Below are 23,900 nucleotides of genomic sequence, written 5' to 3'. Positions count from 1 at the left end.
TTAAGAATGCGTTTCTGCGACAGGGGAGCCCGCCATGACACCGGATCGAGCCGAAGATATCGCGGTGCAGGCGCTGGTCTGGATCGCCGGGCATGAAGACCTCGGGGCCGTGTTTCTTGGTGCCACCGGGGCCGCCCCCGAGGAGCTGCGCCAAAGGGCCTCGGATCCGGTGTTCCTATTGTCGGTTCTCGAATTCCTGACGATGGATGATGCCTGGGTCATGGGGTTCTGTGATGCACAAACGCTTGATTACGCCCAGCCGATGATGGCACGAAAGGTGTTGGCAGGTCCGGGACAGGACGGCTGGGACTAGAGGCGCCCGGTGTGCCGTCGCCTTGTCATGCGAGGCCGGTCGCCCGCCAATCCGTCACGTCACGATCATTTTGCCCAAAAGCGACGATCCCCGTCGCATTCTGGCCGATGCCGCACCGTCTGACCTGCGACGATCTGTTCCGAGTGCAGCGGAGTTTCGGATATGGATCAGGTCTTGAACCGGCGCAGACGATCGGGCGGACGCGCGGGCAATGCCGCGCGGCGCGGCAGTTCGGGGATCGAACAGAGCGCCTGGCGGCTCCCTCTTAATACCGACAGGCCGACCGAGCCGCTTCCGGCCGAAGGGGTTGCTGCGATCCATAATGGCGCGATGCGGGTCCTTGAAGAGATCGGGATCGAGTTCCTCAATGAAGAGGCGCTGAGCCTGTTTCGCAAGGCAGGGATGACAGTCGATGGCACGAATGTCCGGATGGGCCGCGATTGGGTGATGGAGATGGTGGGCCGCGCGCCCGCGCAATTCGACATCACCCCGCGCAACCCGGCGCACAGGATCACGCTCGGCGGTGGGCATATCCTGTTCGGCAACGTCTCTTCTCCGCCCAATTACTGGGACCTCGAGCTTGGCCGCAAGGTGCCGGGGACGCGCGCCCATTGCGCCAACCTGCTGCGGCTTACCCAGTTCTTCAACTGCATTCATTTCGCAGGTGGATATCCGGTCGAGCCGGTCGATATCCATGCCTCCGTCCGGCACCTCGACGTGCTCTTCGACAAGCTGACCCTGACGGACAAGGTCATGCACGCCTATTCTCTCGGGCCCGAGCGGGTCGAGGACGTGATGGAGATGGTCCGGATCGCCGGTGGCCTGAGCCACGAGGAATTCGAGGCGACGCCGCGGATGTACACCAACATCAATTCGACCTCGCCGCTCAAGCATGATGTGCCGATGATCGATGGCTGCCTTCGGCTGATCCGGCGGGGGCAGGCGGTGGTGGTGACGCCCTTCACCCTCGCGGGGGCGATGGCGCCGGTGACGATGGCGGGTGCAGTGACCTTGTCGATCGCAGAGGCCCTCTCGGCGATCGCATTGTTCCAATACGTGGCGCCGGGCTGCGCCTGCGGGATCGGGACGTTCACCTCGAATGTCGACATGAAATCCGGTGCCCCCGCCTTCGGCACCCCGGAATACATGCGGGCCACCCAGATGACCGGGCAGATGGCGCGATTCTACGGGCTGCCGATGCGGGCAAGCGGGGTCTGCGCCGCCAATGTCCCCGACGGGCAGGCCATGTGGGAGACGTCGAATTCGCTGTGGTCTGCCGTTCAGTCGGGCGCCAACATGGTCTATCACGCCGCGGGCTGGCTTGAGGGCGGGCTGATCGCCAGCCCCGAGAAATTCGTCATGGATTGCGAGATCCTGCAGATGATCCAGCGCTATCTGGAGCCGTCGATCTGCGCGACCGGACCCGAAGAGATCGCCGTCGAAGCGATCCGGGAGGTCGGCCCACGCGGGCATTTCTTCGGGATCGAGCACACCCAGGCGCGCTATGAAGAGGCATTCTACCAGCCGTTCGTATCGGATTGGCGGAACTACGAGGCTTGGGATCTGGCGGGCGGGGTCTGGACGCCGGACCGGGCCCATGGTGTCTACAAGTCCATCCTTGCGGAATTCGAGCCACCGCCCATGGATGCGGCGATCCGGGACGAGTTGGCCGCATTCGTCGACAGGCGCAAGGCCGAGGGCGGCGCGCCCACGGATTTCTGACGCGCGGCCAAAATTTCGAAATTTTGGCAGCCCTCCAAAATTCTGGAATTTTGGACCGCCCCCATCCTTGTGATCGGGATCGGGCCATCCGGGCGTCAGCTTTCCGGGTCCATTGTCGATCTCGCAGTGTGGCGGCGGGTGCCGTTGCGGCGTTCAAGATCAGCCGATTATGGCAGAGAGGCGCGAGCCGCGCCCGACCCCGCTGACTGGGGAAAAGGCAGCGCCCCGCTAGCCGCGGGCCCGGGCGCTGCCAGTCCACGAACCTGCGCTGGCCCTAGCTCTCTGCGAGGCAGTCGGCCAGATCATCGGCCAAAGCCCGGAGTGTCGCGATATACAGGTCCGGCCCCGGTTCTGGATCGCGACCCTCGGGATCGGCGAGGACGATGCGGGCCCCAGTGACGCTGGCCACGAGGTCCACGGTCTCTGACGGTGTCTCGATATCCGACAGAACACATGCGACGCCCTCGTCCGCCATCAATTCGCGAACCTCAGCCAATCCGCGGGGGCCCACATCATGCGCCCCGGGCGGCAGAATCGCACCGCTTGGCGCCATGTCGAAAGCGCGGGAAAAATACCCGTAGGCATCATGCCCCACGACGAAGGCCCCACCCCGATGAGGGGCCAGGATATCGTTGATCTCGCTCTTCAGCGCTGCGATCTCGGTGGCGAATGCTTCGAGGTTTGCCGCGAATGCGGCGGCCTCATCGGGGGCGAGGCGCGAGAGTTCTGCCGAGATTGTCCCGGCCCATGCCAAGGCGACGTTTGGGTCAAGCCAGGCATGGGGGTCGACCACGTCACCGGCGTGGTCGTCCGTGTGCTGCTCGTCATGGTCATGATTGTGTTCGTCCTCATGCTCATGCTCATGCTCATGGTCTGCGTCCGCGTGATCATCGTGATCATCGTGGTCGTCGTGATGTTCGTCATGCTCGTCGCCGTGGCTGTGCGCCACTCCGGCCAGTGGCTCCCAGCCGTCGGTCGCCAGCAATTCCACATCGCGCGCCTGCGGAGACAGGGAGGCCAGCGCAGGGGCAAGCCAGGGCGTCAGGTCCTCCCCCGTCCAGAACATGAGGTTTGCCGAGGCGATCGCCCGGGCCTGCGACGGGCGAAGGGCGCCGTGATGGGCCGAGTAATCGCGTGAGAGCAGTAATGCGGGTTCAACTGCCGTGCCTTGGGCGATCCGGGTCGCGAGGCTGTGCATGATCGGTGTATCTGCTATGACGACCGGAGCTTCCGCAAGTGCGGGCAGGGGAAGAAGTGACAGGGCGGCGGCAATAGGTTTCATCGGGTCCTTGAGTGTCTGTTACGGGTCTCGTATAATTAGTATGTTATAACATAACAACCAGAAAGTCCGCAATGACCGACGGTTTCGACCGACATGACCATTCCGCCTGTGTGAAGACGGCGCTTGCCGCTGCAGAAGCCGCCTGTGCGGAGCGTGGAGTTCAGCTGACGCCGGTCCGGCGCCGGGTTCTCGAGATCCTTCTCGAGAATCATGTGGCGATGGGGGCCTATGATGTGCTGGCTCGCCTGTCGGAGGAGGGGCTGGGGTCCAAGCCACCCGTGGCCTACCGCGCGCTGGGGTTTCTGACGGAGCAGGGCTTTGCCCACCGGATCGAACGGCTCAACGCCTTTGTCGCCTGCGCGCGGCCCGGCGCGGACCACGATCCGGCCTTCATGATCTGCCGCTCCTGCGGCACCGTGGCCGAAGCCGGGCAGGCCCGGGGCGGGCCGCTTGCGCGGTCGGCACAGGCGGCGGGCTTTGTCATCGAACAGGCGGTCGTCGAGGCCGAGGGCCTTTGCCCGTCCTGCCAGACCGGAGCGCAAGCATGACGTTGATATCGGCCGAGGGGCTGCGCGTCCGGCAGGGCGGCCAGATCGTGTTGCGGGATGTGAACCTCACCATCGAACCGGGCGAGATCGTCACGATCGTCGGGCCCAATGGATCGGGCAAATCGACGCTGTTGCGCGCGCTGATCGGCGCTGTCCGCCCCGAGGCAGGGCGTGTTGTCCGGTCGCGGGGCCTGAAGATCGGCTATGTGCCGCAAAGCCTCAAGATCGACACGACCCTGCCGTTGACGGTGCGTCGGTTTCTGGACCTGCCGATGCGGGTCAGCGATGCGCTGGCCGAGGCCGCGCTTGACGAGGCCGGAGTGGCCCACGTCGCGCAAAAGCAGCTGGCCGAGCTTTCGGGCGGTCAATTTCAACGCGTGCTTCTGGCCCGTGCGATCATCGGCAAGCCTGACATCCTGATGCTTGACGAGCCGACCCAAGGCCTTGATCAGCCGGCGCAGGCCGCATTCTACAAGCAGATCGAGGCGCTGCGCGATGAACTTGGCTGTGCCGTCCTTATGGTCAGCCACGAGTTGCACGTGGTGATGAGCGCCTCGGACAGGGTGATCTGCCTCAACGGGCATATCTGTTGCGAGGGAACCCCGGAGGTCGTCCGGGCGGCACCGGCGTGGCGCGAGCTGTTCGGCACAGGCACACAAGGCGCGCTGGCGCTCTACCGCCATGATCACGACCACGACCACGATCATGACCACGATCACCATCACGGCCATGATCATGCGCAGGGCCACGCCCATTCCGACGCGACGCTCGAAAGCACCGGACAGTGATGTTCGATGCCTTCCTGTTGCGTGCGGCCCTTGCCGGGCTCGGCACGGGCCTTGCCGCGGGCCTGCTGGGTTGTTTCGTCGTCTGGCGGCGGATGGCCTATTTCGGCGATGCGACGGCCCACGCCGCGATCTTGGGCGTGGCCCTGTCGCTGGTGACGAACCTGCCGATCTTTGCGGGTGTTCTGGTCATGGCGCTTGTCATGGGGCTCGCGCTCGACCGGCTGGACAGTCGCGGCCACGAGGTGAACACGGCGCTGGGTGTGCTGGCGCATTCGGCGCTGGCGCTGGGGCTTGTCGCGGTTGCGCTTTTGCCGGGGCGGCAGGTGAACCTCGATCTTTATCTCTTTGGGGATGTGTTGACCGTCGGATGGGGCGACATCGCGGTGATCTGGGGCGGCGCGGCGGTTGTCATCGGGCTCTTGTGGTGGTTCTGGTCGCGGCTTCTGGCGTCGACCCTGACGCCGGATCTGGCGCATGCGGCGGGCTTTGATCCGCGCCGGGATCAGCGGCTTTTAACCCTGGCGATTGCCTGCGTGGTCGCGGTCGCGATCAAGGTCGTGGGCGCGCTTCTGATCGCGGCCCTTCTGATCATGCCGGCCGCCGCGGCGCGGGGCCTGTCGCGCACGCCCGAGGCCATGGCGATCCTGTCGATGACGATCGCGGGCATCGCGGCCGTCGCGGGCCTGTGGATGGCGGTCTGGCTCGACACGCCGGTGGGGCCGAGCATCGTTTGCGTCGCGGCGGGGATCTATCTGCTTTCTCACCTCGCAACCGGGCGTTAGTCTTTTCGCGGTTCTGTAACGTCCCGCCCTTCCGGAGTGCCGCTCATGTTTCGAAGTATTCTTTCGCTGGTCATCGTCTTTTTCGCCAATGTCGGGCTCGCGCAGGGTAGTTGCACCACACCGGCCAATGTTCAGGCGCTGGCCGATGGTCTTGGTCAGGGGATCAACGCGGCGCGGCAGGGGCAGGGGCTTCGGGCCCTGCGCGGGGATGCCGACCTCATGCTGGCGGCACAGCGCCATGCCTGCGACATCGCGCGCGATGGCCAGATGACCCATCAGGGCAGCGACGGCAGCAATTCGGCCCAGCGGGCGCAACGGGCCGGGTTCGACACCTGCCTCACCGCCGAAAACTTGGCGTTCGGCTTTCCTCGTGCAGAACAGATCGTGGCCGGCTGGATGAATTCCCCGGGCCATCGCCGCAATATCCTTCTGGATCGCGCGACACATTACGGCATCGGCATCGCGAATGGTCCGCAAGGGCCGATGTGGGTCATGCTTTACGCCCGCCAATGCTGAACGATTGCCCGGGGAACGCGCCCAAGAGGAGGATCAGCGGGTGACATTGATCGGGATCAACGACTTGCCGCCGCCCGGTCCGGATGATGCCCCATGGAAAACGCTGTTGTTCTGACAACGCTGGGTGTGCTGTTTCTGGCCGGTCTGGTCGCCGACCAGTTCGGCAGCATGACCCGGCTGCCCCGTGTCACGATGCTTCTTCTGCTTGGTCTCGGGGCCGGGCAGGCGGGGTTCGACCTCATCCCCGAAGACGTGACCTTATGGTTCGATGCCATCTCCATCGTGGCGCTGACGATGGTGGCCTTTCTGCTGGGCGGCGCCCTGTCGCGCGATAACCTGCTCAGCCATGGCCGGGCGATCCTCGCGATCTCGGTGGCAATCGTGCTGGCAACACTGGTGATGGTCTCGGCCGGGTTGATCCTCGTCGGAGTTCCGCCGGGGCTGGCCCTGATCCTCGGAGCCATCGCGACCGCGACCGCCCCCGCGGCCATGGCCGATGTCATCCGGCAGTCGGGCATCAGCAATCCCTTTACCGACACGCTCAAGGGTATCGTCGCGATCGACGATGTCTGGGGGCTTCTGGTCTTCAGCATCGCGCTTGTCCTTGCGGGGCAGGCGGCCAGCTGGGGCGACGTGGCGGTCGGTGCGGCCCGGGATTTGGGTGGCGCGGTCGTTCTCGGGATCGTTCTGGGCATTCCCGCGGCCCAGCTGACCGGCCGCCTGTCCCCCGGAGAGCCGCTACAGGCCGAGGCGATCGGTGTCGTCTTCCTGTCGGCCGGTCTGGCCCTGTGGTTCGAAGTGTCGTTCCTCGTGACGGGCATGACCGTCGGCGCGGTGGTGACCAACCTTGCCCGGCATCACGAACGCGCCTTTCACGAGATCGAGAACCTGCAATGGCCGTTCATGATCCTGTTCTTCCTGCTGGCCGGGGCATCGCTTGAGGTGGAGGCGCTGTTCCTGCTGGGCTGGACCGGGGTGATCTACATGGTGTTGCGCATCGTCGCGCGATGGATCGGTGGCATCGTGGGGTCATGGATCGGGGGGGTCGACGGGCGGGACAAGGTCCTGTTCGGCCCCGCGCTCCTGCCGCAGGCGGGGGTCGCGGTGGGCATGGCGCTTGTGGCCGGGGATACCTTTCCCCAATGGGCCGCTTCGATCATGGCGCTGACGATTGCCAGCACCGTTGTCTTCGAGATCATGGGCCCGCCGATCACGCTTGCAATAATCCGTCGGCAGGCGCGCGGCGGGTCAGGGTCCTAGACGTCGAGCCAGATCGTGACGGGCCCATCATTGACCAGCGCCACCTTCATGTCCGCGCCGAACCGGCCCCGCTCGACCTGCGGCCCAAGTCCGGCCAGCGCCTCGGCGAAAGCCTCGTAGAGCTGTTCGCCGTCGGCCGGCGGGGCCGCCGCGGAAAACCCCGGCCGGTTGCCGCGCGATGTATCGGCCGCCAGCGTGAACTGGCTGACGACAAGGGCCGCGCCGCCCACATCCAGCAGCGATCTGTTCATGCGCTCGGCCTCGTCGCGGAAGATGCGCAGTTTCGCGATCTTGGCGGCAAGCGCCGCGGGCTTGTCGGCCGTGTCGCCCTGCATCGCGCAGACGAGGATCAGAAGCCCCGGCCCGATCTGGCCGATGATGGTGCCGTCAACCGTGACAGAGGCCTCGCTGACGCGCTGAACCAGCGCCCTCACAGCTCGTCTGCCCAGGGTGGATTGGCCCCGGCGCGCGACACGGTGATGGCTGCGGCCCGCACACCAAGAGAGATCGCCTCGCCGATCACGTCGACCCCCAGCGTGGGCAGGATGTCCTTGCGCAGAACGCCCGCCGCATGCAGCGAGGCCAGCACGCCCGCGTTGAACGTATCGCCCGCGCCGACGGTGTCGCCCACCTCGACAGGGTTGGCGGCGACCTTGATCTCGTCGGTGGCGGTGTAGCCCGTCGCGCCTTCGGCACCGCGGGTGATCAGAACAAGGCTCGGCCCCGTCTCGAGAACCGATTTTGCCAGCGTGTCGATGCTGCCTTCGCCGCACAGCCAGTGCAGATCCTCGTCCGACAGCTTTACGATGTCGGCCCGCGCCATCATCCGCTCGATCCGCTGCCGGTAGGAGGTTTCTTCGCTGATGAAGCTTGTCCGGATGTTCGGGTCGATCATCGTCACGGTGCGTTCGGCCTGCCATGCCTGAAGGGTTTCATAGGCCGTGCCGCAGGGTTCGACCACGAGGCTGATCCCGCCAAAGAACGCGGCTTCGGGCGCGATGTCGGGCAGGTTTTCCTCTGACAGCATGCGCCCGGCGGTGTTCTCGTCATAGAACGCATAGCTGGCCTGACCGTTCTTGAGCGTGACGAAGGCGAGAGTCGTGGGCCGGTCGGAGATATGGGCCGGGCTCGCATCGACCTTTGAATCGGCGAGGGAGGCGCGCAGGATGTCGCCGAACAGATCCGAGGACAGGCCCGAAAAGAAGGCCGACGGCGCACCAAGCCGCCCCAAAGCAATGGCCGTGTTAAACACCGCGCCGCCCGCATAGGGCGCAAAGGCGGCTTCCCCCGCCTCGGTTTCACGGGGCAGCATGTCGATCAGGGCTTCGCCGCAGGAAAGGATCATGGGGATCTCCGGTCTTGTGTTAGCGCCAACATCTCCGTCTAGACCGCTGTTTTTGACTCTGGTCAAGGCGGCGGTGCGGATTTCGTGATTTCAGAATGACGTTGATCGAGTCGCAATGAAAGGAGGAGCGATCATGGTTGAAACGAACCAGACAAGCGGATTGTGGCCATCTCTCTACGAGCCCTTCCGGAATTTCGGCACCCGGCTGGCGAACCTCGTCTCGCCCGCGTCTGATGCCTCCACCGATGATCAGAGCTACCGCATCTCGATGGAATTGCCCGGCGTGGACCGCGATGACATCGAACTGACGGTCGACGAAGGCGTGGTGACAGTCACCGGCGAGAAGAAGTTTGAACGCGAGGACAAGGGCGACACCTGGTATTTCAGCGAGCGACAGTACGGCGCGTTTCGCCGGTCGTTCCGTCTGCCCGGCGATGCCGATCACGAAAAGGTCTCGGCTGACCTGAAGGACGGGGTCCTCGTGGTGACGGTTCCGAAACGGGCCGAGCCCGAACGTTCGTCGCGCAAGATCGAGGTCAGGACTGGCTGATCCGGCGCCGGACAGGCCCCGCGCACCCCGCGACGCGGGGCCCAGTCCGGGCTACTGGTTCAGATAGGCGACATAGCCGATTGCGCCCGCGACGATCAGGCCAAGGACGACGGCGATGGCGATCTTCCAGGCCGACCAGGGCCTCTCGCCCTTGACCTTGCCAGTCTGGCCGTTGACGACAAAACGGTAGGTCTTGCCGCGATACTTGTAGGCGGCGAGCCAGACCGGCAGCAGGACATGCTTGAACGTGATGTCCCAGTAATCGCTGTCGACATGGTTGATCCGCTGTGCGTCGCCGCCGATATCGCGGCGCACGTCCTGCCGGATGACCTGATCCATCCGGTCGCGCGCCTCGGAATAGCCGTCGACCAGTTCGACCTGATACCCCTCGGCCCGGAACCCGGCGAGGTATTCAGGCTGATACGGCTCCAGATCGCCCAGATCCCAGGGTTCCAGCGCGTCGGTATAATCCTTGGGCAGTGACCGCGAGGCCAGTACCAGCAGATCGTCGAAATTCCGCGCCACCGTCCCCGAAGCCGGATACCAGCGCGTCTTGCGTTCGCGAACCTGTTCGGTCTTTCCGTTGCGCCGCACGGTTCGGGTGACCCAGTAATGTTCTCCCCGCGCGCCGCGATAGCGGCTGCGGGTCTTGGTGTCATAGGTCCAGTAGGGGACGTAGATGCCGCTCATGGTGCGGCCCTTGCGGGCATATTCCTGCAATCCGTTGGGCGCGAACCAGAGCCGGCCCAGCCATTTCGTCATCGAGGCGCGGGCCACGCCCTCCTCGATCCTGAAGGGCAGGACGGCGGCGGGCTTGATATGCCGATGCGTGCCGGTATCGGTGACGACGGGGGTGTCGCAGAACGGGCAGCGGCCGGCCTGATCGGCCTCGTCGAATTCCGTCTGGGCGCCGCAATTGGGGCATTTGACGACGCGCGTTTCCTCGATATCGGCGGTGTCGATCTGGTTGCGCAGGGCCGCGTCGAAGTCGCGCTCACGCAGGGCCTCGGTGCGGTCGGCGCTCTGATCGATCGTTTCCTCGTGGCCGCAATGCGGGCAGACCAGATGCGTCTCTCCGGGTTGGTATTCCAGATCGCCGCCGCATTGACCGCAGGGGAAATGGTGCTTCTCCTCCGGGATCGCGGGTGCGTCGTCCTGATCGGTCATGTCGGGGCCTCAGAGATACTTGTAGAGCGCGCGCGGCGCCATGATGCGCAGTGCATTGTCGCGCAGGGCGACGTGGCGCCAGATGTGAAAACCTGCGTGAAAGGCGATGATCGCCGCCAGCAGGTAGAACTCGATCGTATGGATCAGGCCGATCACGTCATTGGCTTGCGGCAGGCCAAGCGGAACACCGATCGGCACGATCCCCCCGGCCCAAAGCTGACGGCTGGCCGTCAGCCCGAGGCCGAGGCCTGTCAGGGCGACGCCGAACAGGCCCCAGATCATCACGCGGTGCAGGATCGCATGGACCCGCCGCGCCCAGGGCGGCAGTTTCGGGCCGGGCCGCGAGGCCAGCCCGCGGCGCAGGTAATCGGCCCACCAGATCAGCGCGCCCGACACGAAGACCAGTCCGAGGATCGAATGCAGCTCGACCGCCCAGGGGCCGATCGCGGCCACGTCGCGGGGCTGAACCAGCGTGAACCACAGCGCGAGCGGCACCATCGACCAATGGATGGTCTTGAGCATCGTGCGTCGCGCGGGCAGTCTCATTGCGGCTTGATCATCCGGCGCAGGGTGCCGTCCTTTTTCACGTAGTGATGATAGAATGCCATCAGCGCATGGCCAAGCGCCACGACCATCAGGGCCTGTCCGGCGCTGCCATGCAGATCGTCGAGAGCGTGGATCCCGACGATCCATGTCAGGAACCCGCCCAGAGGCACGGCCAGAAGCAGAAGGTAAAGCAGCCGATGCCCCCAGATCGCGGCGGTCTGGGCCAGTCCCTCTCCCTCCGGCTCGGGCGCGTTGCGCCGCCGGAGCCAGAGCCGGATCAAGACCAGCCAGAACACGGTGATCCCCGCGACGCTGTGGATCGTGGGGTGGGGCGAGCCGCCCGTGTCGCGCAGCGTCTCGAACGCGTCTTCCATCCCTTCATGGCTCAGAAAGGCGATCACGACGCCGATTGCCGTCAGCCAATGAAGCGCAATCTGGCTGCGCGAATAGCCTGTTGTCGTCGACATGTGTGCTGTCCTTTGTGAAGGAATATGACCCGTCAGATGCCCGGTGGCGGGGGCGGGGGCAGAACGGTGAAGAGCTGTGCCAGTTCCGGCACATCCTCGGCCCGCATCCAGCCGTCCTGTCCGGGGGTCCAGACCATCGACTCTCGTGTCAGATCACCCGCCGCGGCCTTCTGGCCCATCGTCGCCTTTGAAAACGGACCATGGGTCTGGCCATCCTTGGCGATATGCCAGACATGCTCGACCGGCGGAGGCGGTGGCGGCGGCGCAGCCGCGGGTGCCTGAGGTTGCGGAGCCGCGCCCCATGGGCCGGTCATCCCGCCCATGGCCATGCCCATGCCCATGCCAAGCCCCGCGCCCATGCCGGCGCCCGCGCCGCCCTGGTTCTCGGCGGCCATGCCCATCGCTTCGGCGGCGGCAAACTGGGAATAGCGGTTGAGATCACCCACGATCCCCATCGAAGTCCGCTTGTCGAGGACCTTCTCGACTTCGGAGGGCAGCGAAATGTTCTCGATGTAGAATTCCGGGATCGCGAGGCCGTATTGCGCGATTGTGGGCGCGATGGCCTGCGTCACCAGCTTGCCCATGTCAGCCGTGTTGGCCGCCATGTCGAGCACGGCGATGCCCGAAGAGGCCAGCACCCGAGAGACTTCCTGCACGACGATATTGCGGATCTGCATCGTGATCTCGTCGGACGTGAATTCACCGTCGGTGCCGACGATCTCGGTCATGAACTTGGCAGGCTCGGCCACGCGCATCGTATAGGTGCCGAAGGCGCGCAGGCGGGTTGGCCCGAATTCCGGATCACGCACCATGATCGGGTTCTTGGTGCCCCACTTGTTGTCGGTAAAGCGGGTGGTGTTGACGAAATAGACCTCGGACTTGAAGGGCGACCGGAACCCGTGATCCCAGTGCTGAAGCGAGGTCATGATCGGCATGTTGTTCGTCTCGAGCATGTAGAGCCCAGGTGAGAACACATCCGCCAGAACGCCCTCGTGCACGAAGACGGCGGATTGCCCTTCGCGCACCGTCAGCTTGGCGCCGTACTTGATCTCGTGGCCCTCGCGCTCGAACCGCCAGACCATGGTGTCGTTGGTGTTGTCGGTCCAGTGGATGACGTCAATGAACTGGCCGGAAAGAAAATCGAGAATGCCCATGGGCAAGGCTCCCTTAGCTATCTGTAAGAACGGTGTGCCCGAAGGCTCGAGAAAGTCAACTTTCGCCTCCGATCAACTCGGCTGCGATCTGCCGCGCGATGGGGGCGGCTTCGGCGGCGGTCATGCCGGGGCGAAGGCGGTCATCGTAGAGCATGCGCAAGAGCAGCTCGTCATGCCGGGTCAGAAGCCCGAATTCCTCGTCATCGTTGAAGATCGAGGGGCGGGCCTGCGGGCTGTCATTGGCAAGTCCCATGCCCTGCGCCAGTTCCTCATGAATGCAGGCAAGGCGCAGAAGATCGGGATGTTCGCCCCGGATCAGCGCCACGGCGCGGCTGTAGGTGGGGGCGCCGGCCTCGGAAAACGCGATGACGAGGCACAGAGTTTCGCGGCCCGGCGCCATGAAGGCTCGGACTGAGCTTTCGCCGATGCCGGGCACGATCTGGCGCAACCTGTCCTCATAGCCGACCCGGTCATCCTCGTTCAGGATGAAGACATGGAAATTCGCGTCGTTCGACGTCTGGGTGATCGGAACATTCGTCAGGCGCGACAAACGCGCGGCATAGGCGCCAATCGAATTCACATCGCGCGCGCGCTGATCCACAGGGATCGACTCGCCGAATTCGACGGCCATCCGGATCGGTTGTTCCCAGCGGCGCAGACGGCTGATCGTCGCCTCGGCGCGCAGGATGTCGCCATCGGCCCGGTATTCATCAAACAGCGCAATGCGGATGAAGTTGCGCGCCAGCATCTCGTCGGTGAAGGGCGTGTCCGGCCCGCCGCCATCGCCCCTCAGGAGACCCTGAACCAGAAGATCGTTCTGCAGTCGGCGGTAATAGACGGCAAGGGCCGCGCTGTTCTCGGACGGGGGGGGCAGGTCGAGGCCCGCCCCCATGTCCGGCGCGAGGCCCCCATCCGGGTCTGGCCCGCCCGGCGTCGAGGGGTCCTCGCAGGCCGACAGAAGCCCCAGCGCAAGGACCGCCGTGCAAAGCAGACCGGACCGGTTCCCGGGTTTCATGGGCGATCAGGTCGCCGGATCGACGGCTTCGCCAACCTGGGCGCCGGTGCCGCTGCCGCGCGCCTTGGCGGAGGCAAGCGTGTCTTTCAATTCGGCTTCCATCTCTTGAAGATCCGCTTCGGCCTCGGCCCGTTTACGCTTGCCCTCGTCGGCGATCTGAAGGCTTTCCTCGATCGTCGCGATCAGGTTGGCGTTGGCCGACTTGACGGCCTCGATGTCGAAAACGCCCCGCTCCATCTCGGTGCGGATCGCCTTGTTGGCAGAGCGAAGGTTTTCGGCATTTGCGGTCAGAAGCTCGTTCGTGAGATCGTTCGCCTCGCGGACCGCCTTTGCGGCCTCGGCCGAGCGCTGGATCGTCACGGCCTGCGCCAGCTGGGTTTCCCAAAGCGGCACCGTGTTGACGAGGGTGGAGTTGATCTTGGTGACAAGGCTCTTGTCGTTTTCCTGAACCAGCCGGATCGAGGGCAGCGACTGCATCGTGACCTGCCGTGTCAGCTTGAGGTCGTGGACCCGGCGTTCCAGATCGTCCCGGGCCGAGCGCAGATCGCGCAATTCCTGCGCCTTCATCACGCCCTCATCTTCGGGGGCGGCCTGCACCTCGGCCTCCTTGGCGGGGATCGTCGTGGTGTCGAGTTCCTCGATCTTGGCCTCGCCGGCCGCGATATACAGCGCCAGTTCGTCATAGAAGGCGAGGGTCTTGTCATAAAGGACATCGAGGCTTTCGATATCCTTCAGCAGAACATGTTCATGTTTCAGCAGATCATCGGTGATGCTGTCGATCTGGCCCTGAACCTCTTCGAAGCGGGCGGCGAATTTCGCCATCGGCGCCGCGCGGCCCAGAAGCTTTTCCCAGAAGGTGCGCTCGCGCCGCACATCGAGTTCCGAGACATTGAAGCCGCGGATCGTGGTCACGATGGTGCGCAGGCTGTCGCCTGCGGGGCCCACGTCCTTGTTGCGGACGCCCTGCAGCATGGATTGGGAGATCTGCTGCAATTCCGCCTGTGCGGACGATCCGAACGACACGATCGAATTCGTGTCGGACATGTCGAGTTCCGACATGCGCCGGGTGATTTCTTCGGCCTGTGGCGCCGGGGCGGCTGCAAGCGACACGATCTCTCCCTTCGGTTCGGGCAGGACGACGGCGGTGACTTTCTCCACCTCTGCAAGCGCGGCGTTGGCGCGGTTACGAACATCTTCTGACATACCAAAACTCCCTGTTTCGGGCCTTACTCCGGCGGAGCGACCCCTTCACGCTGCAAACGGTCGCGCAGCACCTTGATTTCAATATCCATGTCCGTGCGGTCCCCCTCCAGAAGTTTCTCTGTCCGGGCCGCGAAATTCTGTTCCAGATCGACCAGTAGTGCCTCGTATTCGGCGCGGGCGTCCTCGTCTCCGTGCTTGCGGTAAAGATCGGCGAACTTGGCCGAGGCGTCGCGCGCGCCCATCAGGTAGACGCCGAGGTATTTGCGGGCTGCCGTCAGATCCCTCGGATCCTCTTCGACGGTGCGGATCATCTGGCGGGCCGTGGCCTGAAACCGCGCGACAGCCAGATCGAGCTTGCGATCCTTGAGGCTCGCGATCTGACCGCGCATCGCCTCGAGCAGGCTTTCGGCCTCGTCCACGACACGGGCCACGCGATCCTGCTGGAACGTGTCGATGCCTTCCATGCGCTTGTCTTTCAGCGGGTCGATGCCAAAGGCGGTCACATGCAGGCCGATCCCGACCAGCCCGTAAAGGCCAGCGGCAAGGATAGACCCGTCCCCCGTGGTGGCGGCAAGGCCGATCCCGATCCCGGTCAGGACCGAGGACAGCATCTTGCGCGGCAGCGCGGGGCGCCGCGCGATCGGGCGGGCATTGTAGGCGGCCTCGGCCCGCAGGCCCTCGCGCAGGAGCCAGGCCGCCAGAACGAGGATCGCGCCAGACAGAACGGCAACGGTCAGGGCCGCGGCCCCTTCATTCAGTGACAGAAAGACAAGGAGCACCGGCGGCAGGAACAGGATGTTTGCCCTGGCGCCGGCCGCATCGACACGGGCGTCTTCGCGGCGCGCCTGGCGCAGGCTGTCTGTCTTGCCGCCCTGGGTCTGTCCGGGACTGTGTTCACCGCCGAATCTGCGTGCCATCACAGGCCCCCGATCAGCCCGGTCGCGACACCGAACATCAGAATGACTAGAAGAACGTAAGCGATGGTCTGGATGGCTCCGGGCATCGAAAACTCCATCTGAGGGCCCGAAACCGGGCGGGGCTCCCCCCCGCCCAAAGACCGGACGAGCGACATAACGAACGAGACCGTGACGGCGATCACGGCGACAGACAGCAGGATGAAGATCAATCGGGTCATTGTGAAACTTGATCGTGCTCTGGCTGCGGGCGAAATACCCGCCCATGAGGTTAACATATGTGGAACATCGCCGCGATTGCGAGAGGGCGATTGCTCCAACTGTCACCAAGACCCGCCGATTGACGGAGTAACGCTCTGGAAACAAGCGATTTTACGATTTCATTTCGGGAAAAACAGCGGCCTTTTCCCCCTGTTTCGTCATAGGGTGCAGGATCATGGTGCCGTTGCGTCACCAGCGGGCTTGTCCTGGGTGGGGGCGTCCCGGGTGGGGAGCAAATCCCTTGATACCCCGTCCGGCAGGCGGCGAATCTTGAGAAGGTGGTATGATATTCATGCCTTCGTGTTGGTTCAGGTCCGCCGCGACATCCCTTTGGGGGTGGAGGGGTCCGCTGTCCCGGCGGGCCCCTTTCTGCGGCGCTGGACCTTGGTGCCGGGACGCGGGGGCTTGCCGCCCGGCCGCACGGGCTTGCCCGCCTGCGTCGGCGCATCGATCCCAAGCTGATCGCGGACCACCTTGGCGCGCACCTCCTGCACGTCGCCCGCGGCGAGGTTGCCAAGCTGGAACGGACCATAGCTCAGCCGGATCAGCCGGTTGACCGTCACCCCAAGGGCCTCCATCGCGCGGCGGATCTCGCGGTTCTTGCCCTCGCGCAGCGATACGGTCAGCCAGGCGTTGGCGCCCTGCTGGCGATCGAAGGTCACCTCCATCGGCTGGTAGGTGATCCCTTCGACGGTGATCCCCCGGCGCAAGGTGTCGAGCGCGGCTTCCGACAGCGCGCCCTTGATCCGCACCCGGTACCGGCGGAGCCAGCCGGTCGAGGGCAGTTCCAGCCGCCGTTTGACCTCGCCGTCATTGGTCAGAATCAGAAGACCCTCCGAGGTCAGGTCGAGACGCCCGACCGGCATCACGCGCGGCATGTCGTCGGGCAGCCGGTCAAAGATGGTGGGCCGGCCCAGTTCATCCCGGCTCGTTGTCACAAGGCCCGTCGGCTTGTGATACAGCCACAGGCGCGGCGGTTCGGGCGGGCCGACCGGTTTGCCATCGACGGCGATCTTGTCGCTGGCCGCGACGTTGAGAGCGGGGCTCGTGATCTTCTTGCCGTTGACCGAGACGCGTCCGGCCTCGATCATACGTTCGGCATCGCGCCGGGAGGCGACGCCCGCGCGGCTGAGGACCTTGGCGATCCGGTCGCCTGCTTGCGGGGAGGAGGGTTCTCTGGACATGTCCCGGCTCTAAGCTATCGCGGCGGCTCTTGCCAGAGGCCCCGGGAGCCGGGCAGATGGGGGCATGGTGTTTCGCAGCTACATGGAGATCGCGCTGGACGAGGCCCGCGCCGCCGCCGCGCGGGGCGAGGTGCCCGTGGGCGCGGTCATCGTGCGGGATGGTGAGGTGCTGGCGCAGGCCGGCAACCGGACCCGCGAGCTTGCCGATCCGACCGCCCATGCCGAGATTCTGGCCATCCGCGCGGCCTGCACCCGGCTCGGCCAGGAGCGGCTGACCGGTGCTGATATCCACGTGACGCTCGAGCCCTGCGCGATGTGTGCGGCCGCGATTTCCCATGCCCGTCTGTCGCGGCTCTATTTCGGGGCCGCCGATCCGAAATCGGGCGGCGTGACGCACGGCGCGCGCGTCTTTGCGCATCCGCAATGCCACCATGTCCCCGAAATCTATGACGGGATTGCAGAAGAACAGTGCGCGACCCTCCTGCGCGCGTTCTTCGCCACGCGGCGGGGCAGCCAAAATTAGATAATTTTGGCACGACCGTGGCACGGGGGACGGGGGCCGTCGTCCCGGCCGGACAGGACAAAAGCGCCAATCCACAGAAAGATGAGCGAGGCAGCCTTGATTGTGGCGCACCCGCTCACGATACTCTGCCCATGAGTCTGCCCCCCGGTTTCATCGACGAGCTTCGTGGCCGCCTGAGCCTTGGCCAGGTCGTGGGCCGCAAGGTCATGTGGGACAACCGGAAATCCAATCAGGGCAAGGGCGACCTCTGGGCGCCATGTCCGTTCCACCAGGAAAAGACAGCCTCCTTCCACGTCGATGACCGGAAGGGATTCTATTATTGCTTCGGCTGCCATGCGAAGGGCGATGCCTTCAACTTCGTGCAGGAAACCGAGAATGTCAGCTTCATGGAGGCGGTCGAGATCCTCGCCCGCGAAGCCGGCATGCCGGTGCCCCGCCGCGACCCCGAGGCGCAGCAGAAGGCCGACCGCCGCACCCGGCTGAGCGACGTGATGGAGCAGGCCGTTCAGCATTACCGCCTGCAACTCAGGACGGCGCAGGCCGGGTCCGCGCGTGACTACCTTGACGGCCGGGGCCTTGATGCCGCCGCGCTGGAACGGTGGGAGATCGGCTTTGCGCCAGACCAGAGGCAGGGCGTGCTTTCGGCGCTCAAGGCCAAGGGGATCGACGAGGCGCTGATCGTCGAGGCGGGTCTTGCGGCCCGGCCAGATGACGGCGGCCCGGCCTATGACAGGTTCCGCGGTCGGATCATCTTTCCGATCCGGGATTCACGTGGCCGCGCCATCGCGCTGGGCGGGCGGGCGATGGATGCGAATGCCCGGGCCAAGTATCTGAATTCGCCTGAAACCCCGCTGTTCGACAAGGGACGGAGCCTTTACAACCACGGCCCCGCCCGGGAGGCTTCGGGGAAGAACGGGCCGCTGGTCGTGGCCGAGGGCTACATGGATACGATCGCCCTCGTGGAGGCGGGGTTTGCCGCCACCGTGGCGCCTTTGGGCACCGCGATTACCGCCGAACAGTTGCAGCTGATGTGGCGCATGTCGCCCGAACCCGTGATCGCGCTCGATGGCGATACGGCCGGGCTCAGGGCGGCGATGCGGCTGATCGATCTGGCGCTTCCGCTGCTCGAGGCGGGACGGTCGCTGCGCTTTGCCATCATGCCGGCGGGCCTCGATCCCGACGACGTGCTGCGCGCGCAGGGCGCCGGTGCCATGCGGCGCATCATCGAGGGCGCGGTTCCGCTGGTTCAGCTGTTGTGGCGGCGCGAGACCGAGGGAAAGGTCTTCGACAGCCCGGAGCGCAAGGCGGCGCTCGACAAGGCGCTGCGCGACGCGATCCGGGTCATCCCCGACCCCTCGCTCAAGAGCCATTACGGCCAGGAGCTGAAGGACCTGCGCTGGGAATTGTTCGGCAAGGGCCGATCTACCCTGCGCCGTGGCGGGCGTGGCGACTGGCGCCGCGATCCGCCGCCGCATCCCACTGCCGGCACCCGGGCCTCGGCCCTTGCCGTTGGCGGTGCCGCGGAGGACCGGCTTCGCGAAGGGGTGATATTGGCGGTTCTGCTGCGCAATCCGGGGCTGATCGACGAATTCGAGGCCGAGATCGAGAGGATGGATTGCCACGACCCGGATCATGCCACCCTGCGCAGCGCGATCCTTCGGCGCTCGGGAGCCGGAGAGCTGGAGGCCGCCGTCGAGGATGAACTGGGCGCCGAGATGGTGGCCCGCCTTTTCGCCCAGCCGCACATCGCCGTCGTGCCCGCGGTGCGCCGGACGGGCGATGCGTCGAACGCGCGCCTCTGCCTTGCCGAGGAGCTTGCCAAGCTGAGCGCGCGGCGCGGCCATGCCCGCGAGATCGAGGACGCGATCGAAGATGTGGCGGGCGTCGTGGACGAAGGTCTGACATGGCGATTGCGCAAGGCCGCCGAATCGGTCGACCGTGCAGGGCGCGGAGACAACGAGGACCGCGCCGAATACGATACCGGCGACAATGGCGCCCGGATGAGACGGGACGAACGAAACGCGCTTGATAACCTTTTGGGGTCGATCAACTTTGCAAAGCGCGGAAGCTGACCTATCTAGAGGGGGAAGAGGTCGGAGAGGACGGCAACACTCGGCAATGAATTCGCGCGCCTCTGGTTGCGAATCACTTTTCCACAAGGTTGATTCGGTATTTGAACCGATTCGGGCGAATCATCCCTCTGGCCCGCTAAAATTTTCAGGAGTCGTGCATGGCCGCGAAAGACACCGACGACCAGAACAAGGCAGACGTTCAGGACGGCGATATCAGCCTCGACATGAGCCAGGCCGCGGTCAAGAAGATGATCGCCGATGCGCGCGAGCGCGGCTACATCACCTATGATCAGCTCAACAGCGTTCTTCCCCCCGACCAGGTGTCGTCCGATCAGATCGAGGACGTGATGTCGATGCTGTCGGAAATGGGCATCCAGGTCACCGAGGAAGAAGAGAGCGAAGAAGTCGAAGATGACGGCAAATCCCGCGAGGTGGCGACCGTCGGTGGCAACCGCGATGTGGCGATTTCCTCGGGCGAGACCGAGAAGCTTGATCGCACCGACGACCCGGTGCGGATGTATCTGCGGGAAATGGGGTCCGTCGAACTGCTTTCCCGCGAAGGCGAGATCGCGATCGCCAAACGGATCGAGGCTGGCCGGAACACGATGATCCTCGGGCTTTGTGAAAGCCCCCTGACGTTTCAGGCGATTACGATCTGGCGCGACGAACTTCTGAGCGAAGACATTCTTCTGCGCGACGTCATCGACCTCGAGACGACGTTCGGCAACCAGCTTGGCGAAGACGGCGATGAGCCTGTCGTCGACACCTCTGTCGCAAGTGGCGCCGAATCCGGGCCGAAATCTGATGAGCCGGAACTCGACGCCGATGGAAATCCGATCGCGCGCGATGACGACGAGGATGACGACGAACAGGCCAACATGTCACTGGCCGCGATGGAAGCCGCGCTGAAGCCCCGGGTCCTCGAGACGCTGGAGCGGATCGCCCACGACTTTTCGCGCCTGTCGGAAATGCAGGACGCGCGGATTTCGGCCACGCTGAACGAGGACGACAGCTTCTCCGACCGGGACGAAACGACCTATCAGTCGCTGCGATCAGAAATCGTTGAGTTGGTGAATTCGCTACACCTGCACAACAACCGGATCGAGGCGCTGATCGACCAGCTTTACGGGATCAACCGGCGGATCATGTCGATCGACAGCGCAATGGTGAAGCTGGCAGACCAGGCCCGGATCAACCGTCGCGAATTCATCGACGAATATCGCGGCCGCGAACTTGATCCCAGCTGGCTTGAAGACATGGGCCAGAAATCGGGCCGCGGCTGGCAGATGCTGATCGAACGGTCGACGTCGAAGGTCGAGGAGTTGCGCAACGACATGGCCCAGGTCGGGCAATATGTCGGTGTCGACATCCAGGAATTCCGGCGCATCGTGAGCCAGGTCCAGAAGGGCGAGAAAGAGGCCCGTCAGGCCAAGAAGGAAATGGTCGAGGCAAACCTCCGGCTCGTGATTTCCATCGCCAAGAAATACACGAACCGCGGCCTGCAATTCCTTGATCTCATTCAGGAAGGCAACATCGGCCTGATGAAGGCCGTCGACAAGTTCGAATATCGTCGCGGCTACAAGTTCTCGACCTATGCGACGTGGTGGATCCGGCAGGCGATCACCCGCTCGATCGCCGATCAGGCGCGCACGATCCGTATCCCCGTCCACATGATCGAGACGATCAACAAGCTGGTGCGCACCGGCCGCCAGATGCTCCACGAGATCGGCCGCGAGCCGACGCCCGAGGAACTGGCCGAAAAGCTGCAGATGCCGCTGGAGAAGGTCCGCAAGGTGATGAAGATCGCCAAGGAGCCGATCTCTCTCGAGACGCCGATCGGCGACGAGGAAGACAGCCAGCTGGGCGATTTCATCGAGGACAAGAACGCGGTCCTGCCTCTCGACAGTGCGATCCAGGAGAACCTCAAGGAAACCACGACCCGGGTTCTGGCGTCGCTGACCCCCCGGGAGGAGCGGGTTCTGCGGATGCGGTTCGGCATCGGCATGAATACCGACCATACGCTTGAAGAGGTCGGCCAGCAGTTCAGCGTCACCCGCGAACGGATCCGCCAGATCGAGGCAAAGGCCCTGCGTAAACTGAAACATCCGAGCCGGAGCCGCAAACTCCGCTCGTTCCTGGATCAATAGGCGCGGACCATGTCGATCTTGTCGAGATTGTTCGGAAGCAAGGGAACGGCCAGTGAAGGCGGGTCCTCTGCGGGTCCGGCCGAAGAGTACAATGGCTTTACCATTACGCCCGAGCCGATCAAGGAAGGCGGCGTCTACCGTGTCGCCGCGCGGATCGAGAAGGATGGCAAGGTCCATCAGCTGATCCGTGCCGACACGCTCAACAGCAAGGATGACGCGGCCGCGGCCTCGTCTTCCAAGGCGCGCCAGATGATCGACGAACAGGGCGACCGGATTTTCGACTGATTGCCCGTGCAAACGGTCTTCCGAATCCAGACGCAGGGGCAGGGCCTGTACGAATTCACCCGCGATGTTGCGCGTTGGGTCGATGGCGATGGTCTGTTGACGCTGTTCGTGCGCCACACGTCCTGCTCGCTACTCATCCAGGAGAACCACGACCCCGAGGTTCAGGACGATCTTGCGGCCTTTTTCAGCCGCCTCGTTCCGCCCACCACCGACCCTTCGATGTTATATCTGACGCATACCTACGAAGGTCCGGACGATATGCCGGCTCATATCAAGGCGGCCCTACTGCCGACACACTTGTCAATTCCTGTTCTGAATGGACATCTGGCGCTTGGAACCTGGCAGGGGATCTACCTTTTCGAACATCGTGACCGTTCTCACAGTCGCGAGGTCGTCGCCCATCTGGCCTGAGACGCGCGCTTTGAGTGGTTGCGCGTCCGCGTTAGGCTCCAACCAGTGATTCCGTCAAAATGATTCCATTGGTGAGAAAATCCCTATGCGCCGTCGTATTGTCTGGCTTTTCGTCATTGTCGCTCTGGCGGGGGTTTTCGGGTGGGTCGTCCCTGACCTGATCACCCGCCAAACGCAGGCCGAGGCCGACACCTGTGAAGAGCTGACAGGCGACAGGGATCGCTGCGTCTTCGTGGGCGCGCCCCTTCGCATGGCGGGCGAGGCGGTTTTTGTCGAAAAGTTCGAACATGCCTTTCTGGCCACCGACAACGTTCTTGAATTCGTCGACGCGCGCGGAATCCGCTGGACGGCGCCGCGCCGGACGCTGACCGACGGCGCCTCGATCCCCACGATATTCGAAATGATCGTGGGTGACAGGCAAAGACGGGAATTCCTTTTGGCCGCTGCCCTGCACGACGCCTATTGCGGGGTCGGCAACGAGGCGCTCGAGACCTATCAGACACGCCCGTGGACCGAGGTTCACCGCATGTTCTATGAGGCGCTGATCGCGTCTGACACCCCGCCGGCCAAGGCCAAGGCGATGTTCGCGGCGGTCTATCTGGGCGGGCCGCGCTGGGATGATCCGGAGCGGTCGCTTGACGGGGTGCCGCCCGAGGTTCTGCGTCAGGAGATGGAATGGTGCCTGGAATGGATCGAGCGGAATGACCCGGGCATCGCGCGCATCGAGGAATGGATGAAAGAGCGCGAGGCGCTCCTTCAGGCGGGCACGGCGGAGCGTCCAGCGGTGCTCGACGGCGTCTGATACGCACCGGAAGTCCGACGCAGTGTATCCCTGAGGACTCAGCTTCCTATCGAGATGTGGGGTGTGAATTTGCGCCCTACCCAACCCGTCGCGGCGCACTTATAAACATCGTATAACATAAGGGGTGCACCCCAAGAGGCAGAGACGAGGGATTGACCATGCGTTGCCCGTTTTGCGGAAACGTCGATACACAAGTGAAGGATTCGCGACCGGCGGAAGACCATGTTGCTATCCGCAGGCGGCGGTTCTGCCCGGCCTGCGCCGGCAGGTTCACCACCTATGAACGGGTCCAGCTGCGCGACCTCGTCGTGATCAAATCCAACGGGCGGCGCGAAGATTTCGATCGCGACAAGCTTGAACGGTCGATCCGGATCGCGTTGCAGAAGCGCCCGGTCGAGCCAGAGCGGATGGACCAGATGATCTCCGGCATCGTGCGCCGTCTGGAAAGCATGGGCGAGACGGATATCCATTCCAGCCAGATCGGCGAGATCGTGATGGAAAGCCTCGCCCGGATCGACACCGTGGCCTACGTGCGTTTCGCGAGCGTTTACAAGAACTTCCAGGCCGTCGATGATTTCGACAAGTTCATGGAAGACCTGCGTCCCGAGAAGAAGACCGAGGACGGGGTCGAAGGCTAGGCCGC

Annotated in this window: 27 protein-coding genes; 15 read left to right on the top strand and 12 right to left on the bottom strand. The window is 64.3% G+C overall.

Annotation, left to right across the window (positions count from 1 at the left end; genetic code table 11):
• Nucleotides 1-34: 34 nt before the first annotated feature.
• Complete coding sequence (locus tag EP376_RS17910; RefSeq protein ID WP_127657001.1) at nucleotides 35-313, top strand: DUF3572 domain-containing protein; 279 nt, start codon at nucleotides 35-37, stop codon at nucleotides 311-313.
• Nucleotides 314-475: 162 nt separating this feature from the next.
• Nucleotides 476-2,035, top strand: a complete 1,560-nt coding sequence (locus EP376_RS17905; RefSeq protein ID WP_127657000.1) for a trimethylamine methyltransferase family protein — start codon at nucleotides 476-478, stop codon at nucleotides 2,033-2,035.
• Nucleotides 2,036-2,309: 274 nt separating this feature from the next.
• On the opposite strand, the gene EP376_RS17900 is transcribed toward EP376_RS17905, so the two are convergent.
• On the bottom strand, nucleotides 2,310-3,317 hold the full coding sequence (locus EP376_RS17900) for a metal ABC transporter solute-binding protein, Zn/Mn family (protein ID WP_127656999.1): 1,008 nt from the start codon (nucleotides 3,315-3,317) through the stop codon (nucleotides 2,310-2,312).
• Nucleotides 3,318-3,388: 71 nt separating this feature from the next.
• Here EP376_RS17900 and EP376_RS17895 point away from each other — a divergent pair, with 71 nt between their 5' ends.
• The 5 genes from EP376_RS17895 to EP376_RS17875 all read left to right on the top strand — a co-directional run bounded on the left by EP376_RS17895 (nucleotide 3,389) and on the right by EP376_RS17875 (nucleotide 7,211).
• Entirely contained in the window at nucleotides 3,389-3,865 is a 477-nt protein-coding gene (locus tag EP376_RS17895; RefSeq protein ID WP_127656998.1) for a transcriptional repressor, read from the top strand.
• Nucleotides 3,862-4,653 carry a metal ABC transporter ATP-binding protein gene (locus EP376_RS17890; RefSeq protein ID WP_127656997.1) on the top strand — a complete coding sequence of 264 codons (792 nt, stop codon included), beginning with the start codon at nucleotides 3,862-3,864 and terminating at the stop codon, nucleotides 4,651-4,653. Before EP376_RS17895 ends, EP376_RS17890 begins: the two co-directional genes overlap by 4 nt.
• Entirely contained in the window at nucleotides 4,653-5,435 is a 783-nt protein-coding gene (locus tag EP376_RS17885) for a metal ABC transporter permease (RefSeq protein ID WP_127656996.1), read from the top strand. Before EP376_RS17890 ends, EP376_RS17885 begins: the two co-directional genes overlap by 1 nt.
• A 45-nt stretch (nucleotides 5,436-5,480) precedes the next feature.
• The gene (locus EP376_RS17880; protein WP_127656995.1) at nucleotides 5,481-5,951 is read left to right on the top strand and encodes a CAP domain-containing protein; all 471 of its coding nucleotides are present in this window, start codon (nucleotides 5,481-5,483) and stop codon (nucleotides 5,949-5,951) included.
• 93 nt (nucleotides 5,952-6,044) lie between these two features.
• A complete protein-coding gene (locus EP376_RS17875; RefSeq protein ID WP_127656994.1) occupies nucleotides 6,045-7,211 on the top strand; it encodes a cation:proton antiporter in 1,167 nt (388 codons plus the stop codon).
• Here EP376_RS17875 and dtd read toward each other — a convergent pair.
• A complete protein-coding gene (gene dtd, locus EP376_RS17870; RefSeq protein ID WP_127656993.1) occupies nucleotides 7,208-7,645 on the bottom strand; it encodes a D-aminoacyl-tRNA deacylase in 438 nt (145 codons plus the stop codon). The genes EP376_RS17875 and dtd overlap by 4 nt on opposite strands.
• Nucleotides 7,642-8,556 carry a carbohydrate kinase family protein gene (locus tag EP376_RS17865; protein ID WP_127656992.1) on the bottom strand — a complete coding sequence of 305 codons (915 nt, stop codon included), beginning with the start codon at nucleotides 8,554-8,556 and terminating at the stop codon, nucleotides 7,642-7,644. The genes dtd and EP376_RS17865 overlap by 4 nt, the downstream gene beginning before the upstream one ends.
• 133 nt (nucleotides 8,557-8,689) lie before the next feature.
• Between EP376_RS17865 and EP376_RS17860 the strand changes: the two genes are divergently transcribed.
• Nucleotides 8,690-9,106 carry an Hsp20/alpha crystallin family protein gene (locus EP376_RS17860; RefSeq protein WP_127656991.1) on the top strand — a complete coding sequence of 139 codons (417 nt, stop codon included), beginning with the start codon at nucleotides 8,690-8,692 and terminating at the stop codon, nucleotides 9,104-9,106.
• A 51-nt stretch (nucleotides 9,107-9,157) separates the two neighbouring features.
• Here the strand turns inward: EP376_RS17860 and EP376_RS17855 are convergent, their stop codons facing one another.
• The 9 genes from EP376_RS17855 to EP376_RS17815 form a co-directional block, all read right to left on the bottom strand.
• The gene (locus EP376_RS17855) at nucleotides 9,158-10,273 is read right to left on the bottom strand and encodes a TFIIB-type zinc ribbon-containing protein (protein ID WP_127656990.1); all 1,116 of its coding nucleotides are present in this window, start codon (nucleotides 10,271-10,273) and stop codon (nucleotides 9,158-9,160) included.
• 9 nt (nucleotides 10,274-10,282) lie between these two features.
• Nucleotides 10,283-10,819 carry a cytochrome b/b6 domain-containing protein gene (locus tag EP376_RS17850; RefSeq protein WP_127656989.1) on the bottom strand — a complete coding sequence of 179 codons (537 nt, stop codon included), beginning with the start codon at nucleotides 10,817-10,819 and terminating at the stop codon, nucleotides 10,283-10,285.
• Complete coding sequence (locus EP376_RS17845; RefSeq protein WP_127656988.1) at nucleotides 10,816-11,286, bottom strand: cytochrome b; 471 nt, start codon at nucleotides 11,284-11,286, stop codon at nucleotides 10,816-10,818. Before EP376_RS17845 ends, EP376_RS17850 begins: the two co-directional genes overlap by 4 nt.
• Before the next feature lie 32 nt (nucleotides 11,287-11,318).
• Nucleotides 11,319-12,440, bottom strand: coding sequence for an SPFH domain-containing protein (locus EP376_RS17840; RefSeq protein WP_127656987.1), 1,122 nt, complete (start codon nucleotides 12,438-12,440; stop codon nucleotides 11,319-11,321).
• A gap of 55 nt (nucleotides 12,441-12,495) precedes the next feature.
• A complete protein-coding gene (locus EP376_RS17835) occupies nucleotides 12,496-13,455 on the bottom strand; it encodes a DUF2927 domain-containing protein (protein ID WP_127656986.1) in 960 nt (319 codons plus the stop codon).
• Between the two features lie 6 nt (nucleotides 13,456-13,461).
• Nucleotides 13,462-14,658, bottom strand: a complete 1,197-nt coding sequence (locus tag EP376_RS17830; protein WP_127656985.1) for a toxic anion resistance protein — start codon at nucleotides 14,656-14,658, stop codon at nucleotides 13,462-13,464.
• 23 nt (nucleotides 14,659-14,681) lie between these two features.
• A complete protein-coding gene (locus EP376_RS17825; RefSeq protein ID WP_127656984.1) occupies nucleotides 14,682-15,575 on the bottom strand; it encodes a 5-bromo-4-chloroindolyl phosphate hydrolysis family protein in 894 nt (297 codons plus the stop codon).
• Nucleotides 15,575-15,793: a hypothetical protein gene (locus tag EP376_RS17820; RefSeq protein ID WP_127656983.1), complete on the bottom strand. Its 219-nt coding sequence runs from the start codon at nucleotides 15,791-15,793 to the stop codon at nucleotides 15,575-15,577. The genes EP376_RS17825 and EP376_RS17820 overlap by 1 nt, the downstream gene beginning before the upstream one ends.
• A gap of 348 nt (nucleotides 15,794-16,141) precedes the next feature.
• Nucleotides 16,142-17,017, bottom strand: coding sequence for a pseudouridine synthase (locus EP376_RS17815; protein ID WP_127656982.1), 876 nt, complete (start codon nucleotides 17,015-17,017; stop codon nucleotides 16,142-16,144).
• 64 nt (nucleotides 17,018-17,081) lie between these two features.
• Here EP376_RS17815 and EP376_RS17810 point away from each other — a divergent pair, with 64 nt between their 5' ends.
• The 7 genes from EP376_RS17810 to nrdR all read left to right on the top strand — a co-directional run bounded on the left by EP376_RS17810 (nucleotide 17,082) and on the right by nrdR (nucleotide 23,895).
• Entirely contained in the window at nucleotides 17,082-17,540 is a 459-nt protein-coding gene (locus tag EP376_RS17810; RefSeq protein WP_127656981.1) for a nucleoside deaminase, read from the top strand.
• Nucleotides 17,541-17,671: 131 nt separating this feature from the next.
• On the top strand, nucleotides 17,672-19,612 hold the full coding sequence (gene dnaG / locus EP376_RS17805) for a DNA primase (RefSeq protein WP_127656980.1): 1,941 nt from the start codon (nucleotides 17,672-17,674) through the stop codon (nucleotides 19,610-19,612).
• A 158-nt stretch (nucleotides 19,613-19,770) separates the two neighbouring features.
• Nucleotides 19,771-21,759 carry an RNA polymerase sigma factor RpoD gene (rpoD, locus tag EP376_RS17800; protein ID WP_127656979.1) on the top strand — a complete coding sequence of 663 codons (1,989 nt, stop codon included), beginning with the start codon at nucleotides 19,771-19,773 and terminating at the stop codon, nucleotides 21,757-21,759.
• A gap of 9 nt (nucleotides 21,760-21,768) precedes the next feature.
• Nucleotides 21,769-22,044: an HlyU family transcriptional regulator gene (locus EP376_RS17795; RefSeq protein WP_127656978.1), complete on the top strand. Its 276-nt coding sequence runs from the start codon at nucleotides 21,769-21,771 to the stop codon at nucleotides 22,042-22,044.
• 6 nt (nucleotides 22,045-22,050) lie between these two features.
• Nucleotides 22,051-22,455, top strand: coding sequence for a secondary thiamine-phosphate synthase enzyme YjbQ (locus EP376_RS17790; protein WP_127656977.1), 405 nt, complete (start codon nucleotides 22,051-22,053; stop codon nucleotides 22,453-22,455).
• Between the two features lie 85 nt (nucleotides 22,456-22,540).
• Nucleotides 22,541-23,257, top strand: coding sequence for a DUF1353 domain-containing protein (locus EP376_RS17785; RefSeq protein ID WP_238928787.1), 717 nt, complete (start codon nucleotides 22,541-22,543; stop codon nucleotides 23,255-23,257).
• Between the two features lie 158 nt (nucleotides 23,258-23,415).
• Nucleotides 23,416-23,895, top strand: coding sequence for a transcriptional regulator NrdR (gene nrdR / locus EP376_RS17780; RefSeq protein WP_127656976.1), 480 nt, complete (start codon nucleotides 23,416-23,418; stop codon nucleotides 23,893-23,895).
• Nucleotides 23,896-23,900 lie beyond the last annotated feature (5 nt).

This window comes from Alexandriicola marinus, from assembly GCF_004000435.1.
Lineage (GTDB): Bacteria > Pseudomonadota > Alphaproteobacteria > Rhodobacterales > Rhodobacteraceae > Alexandriicola > Alexandriicola marinus.
Note: the sequence above shows the minus strand (reverse complement) of the source record. Positions and strands in the feature narration are given on the sequence as shown.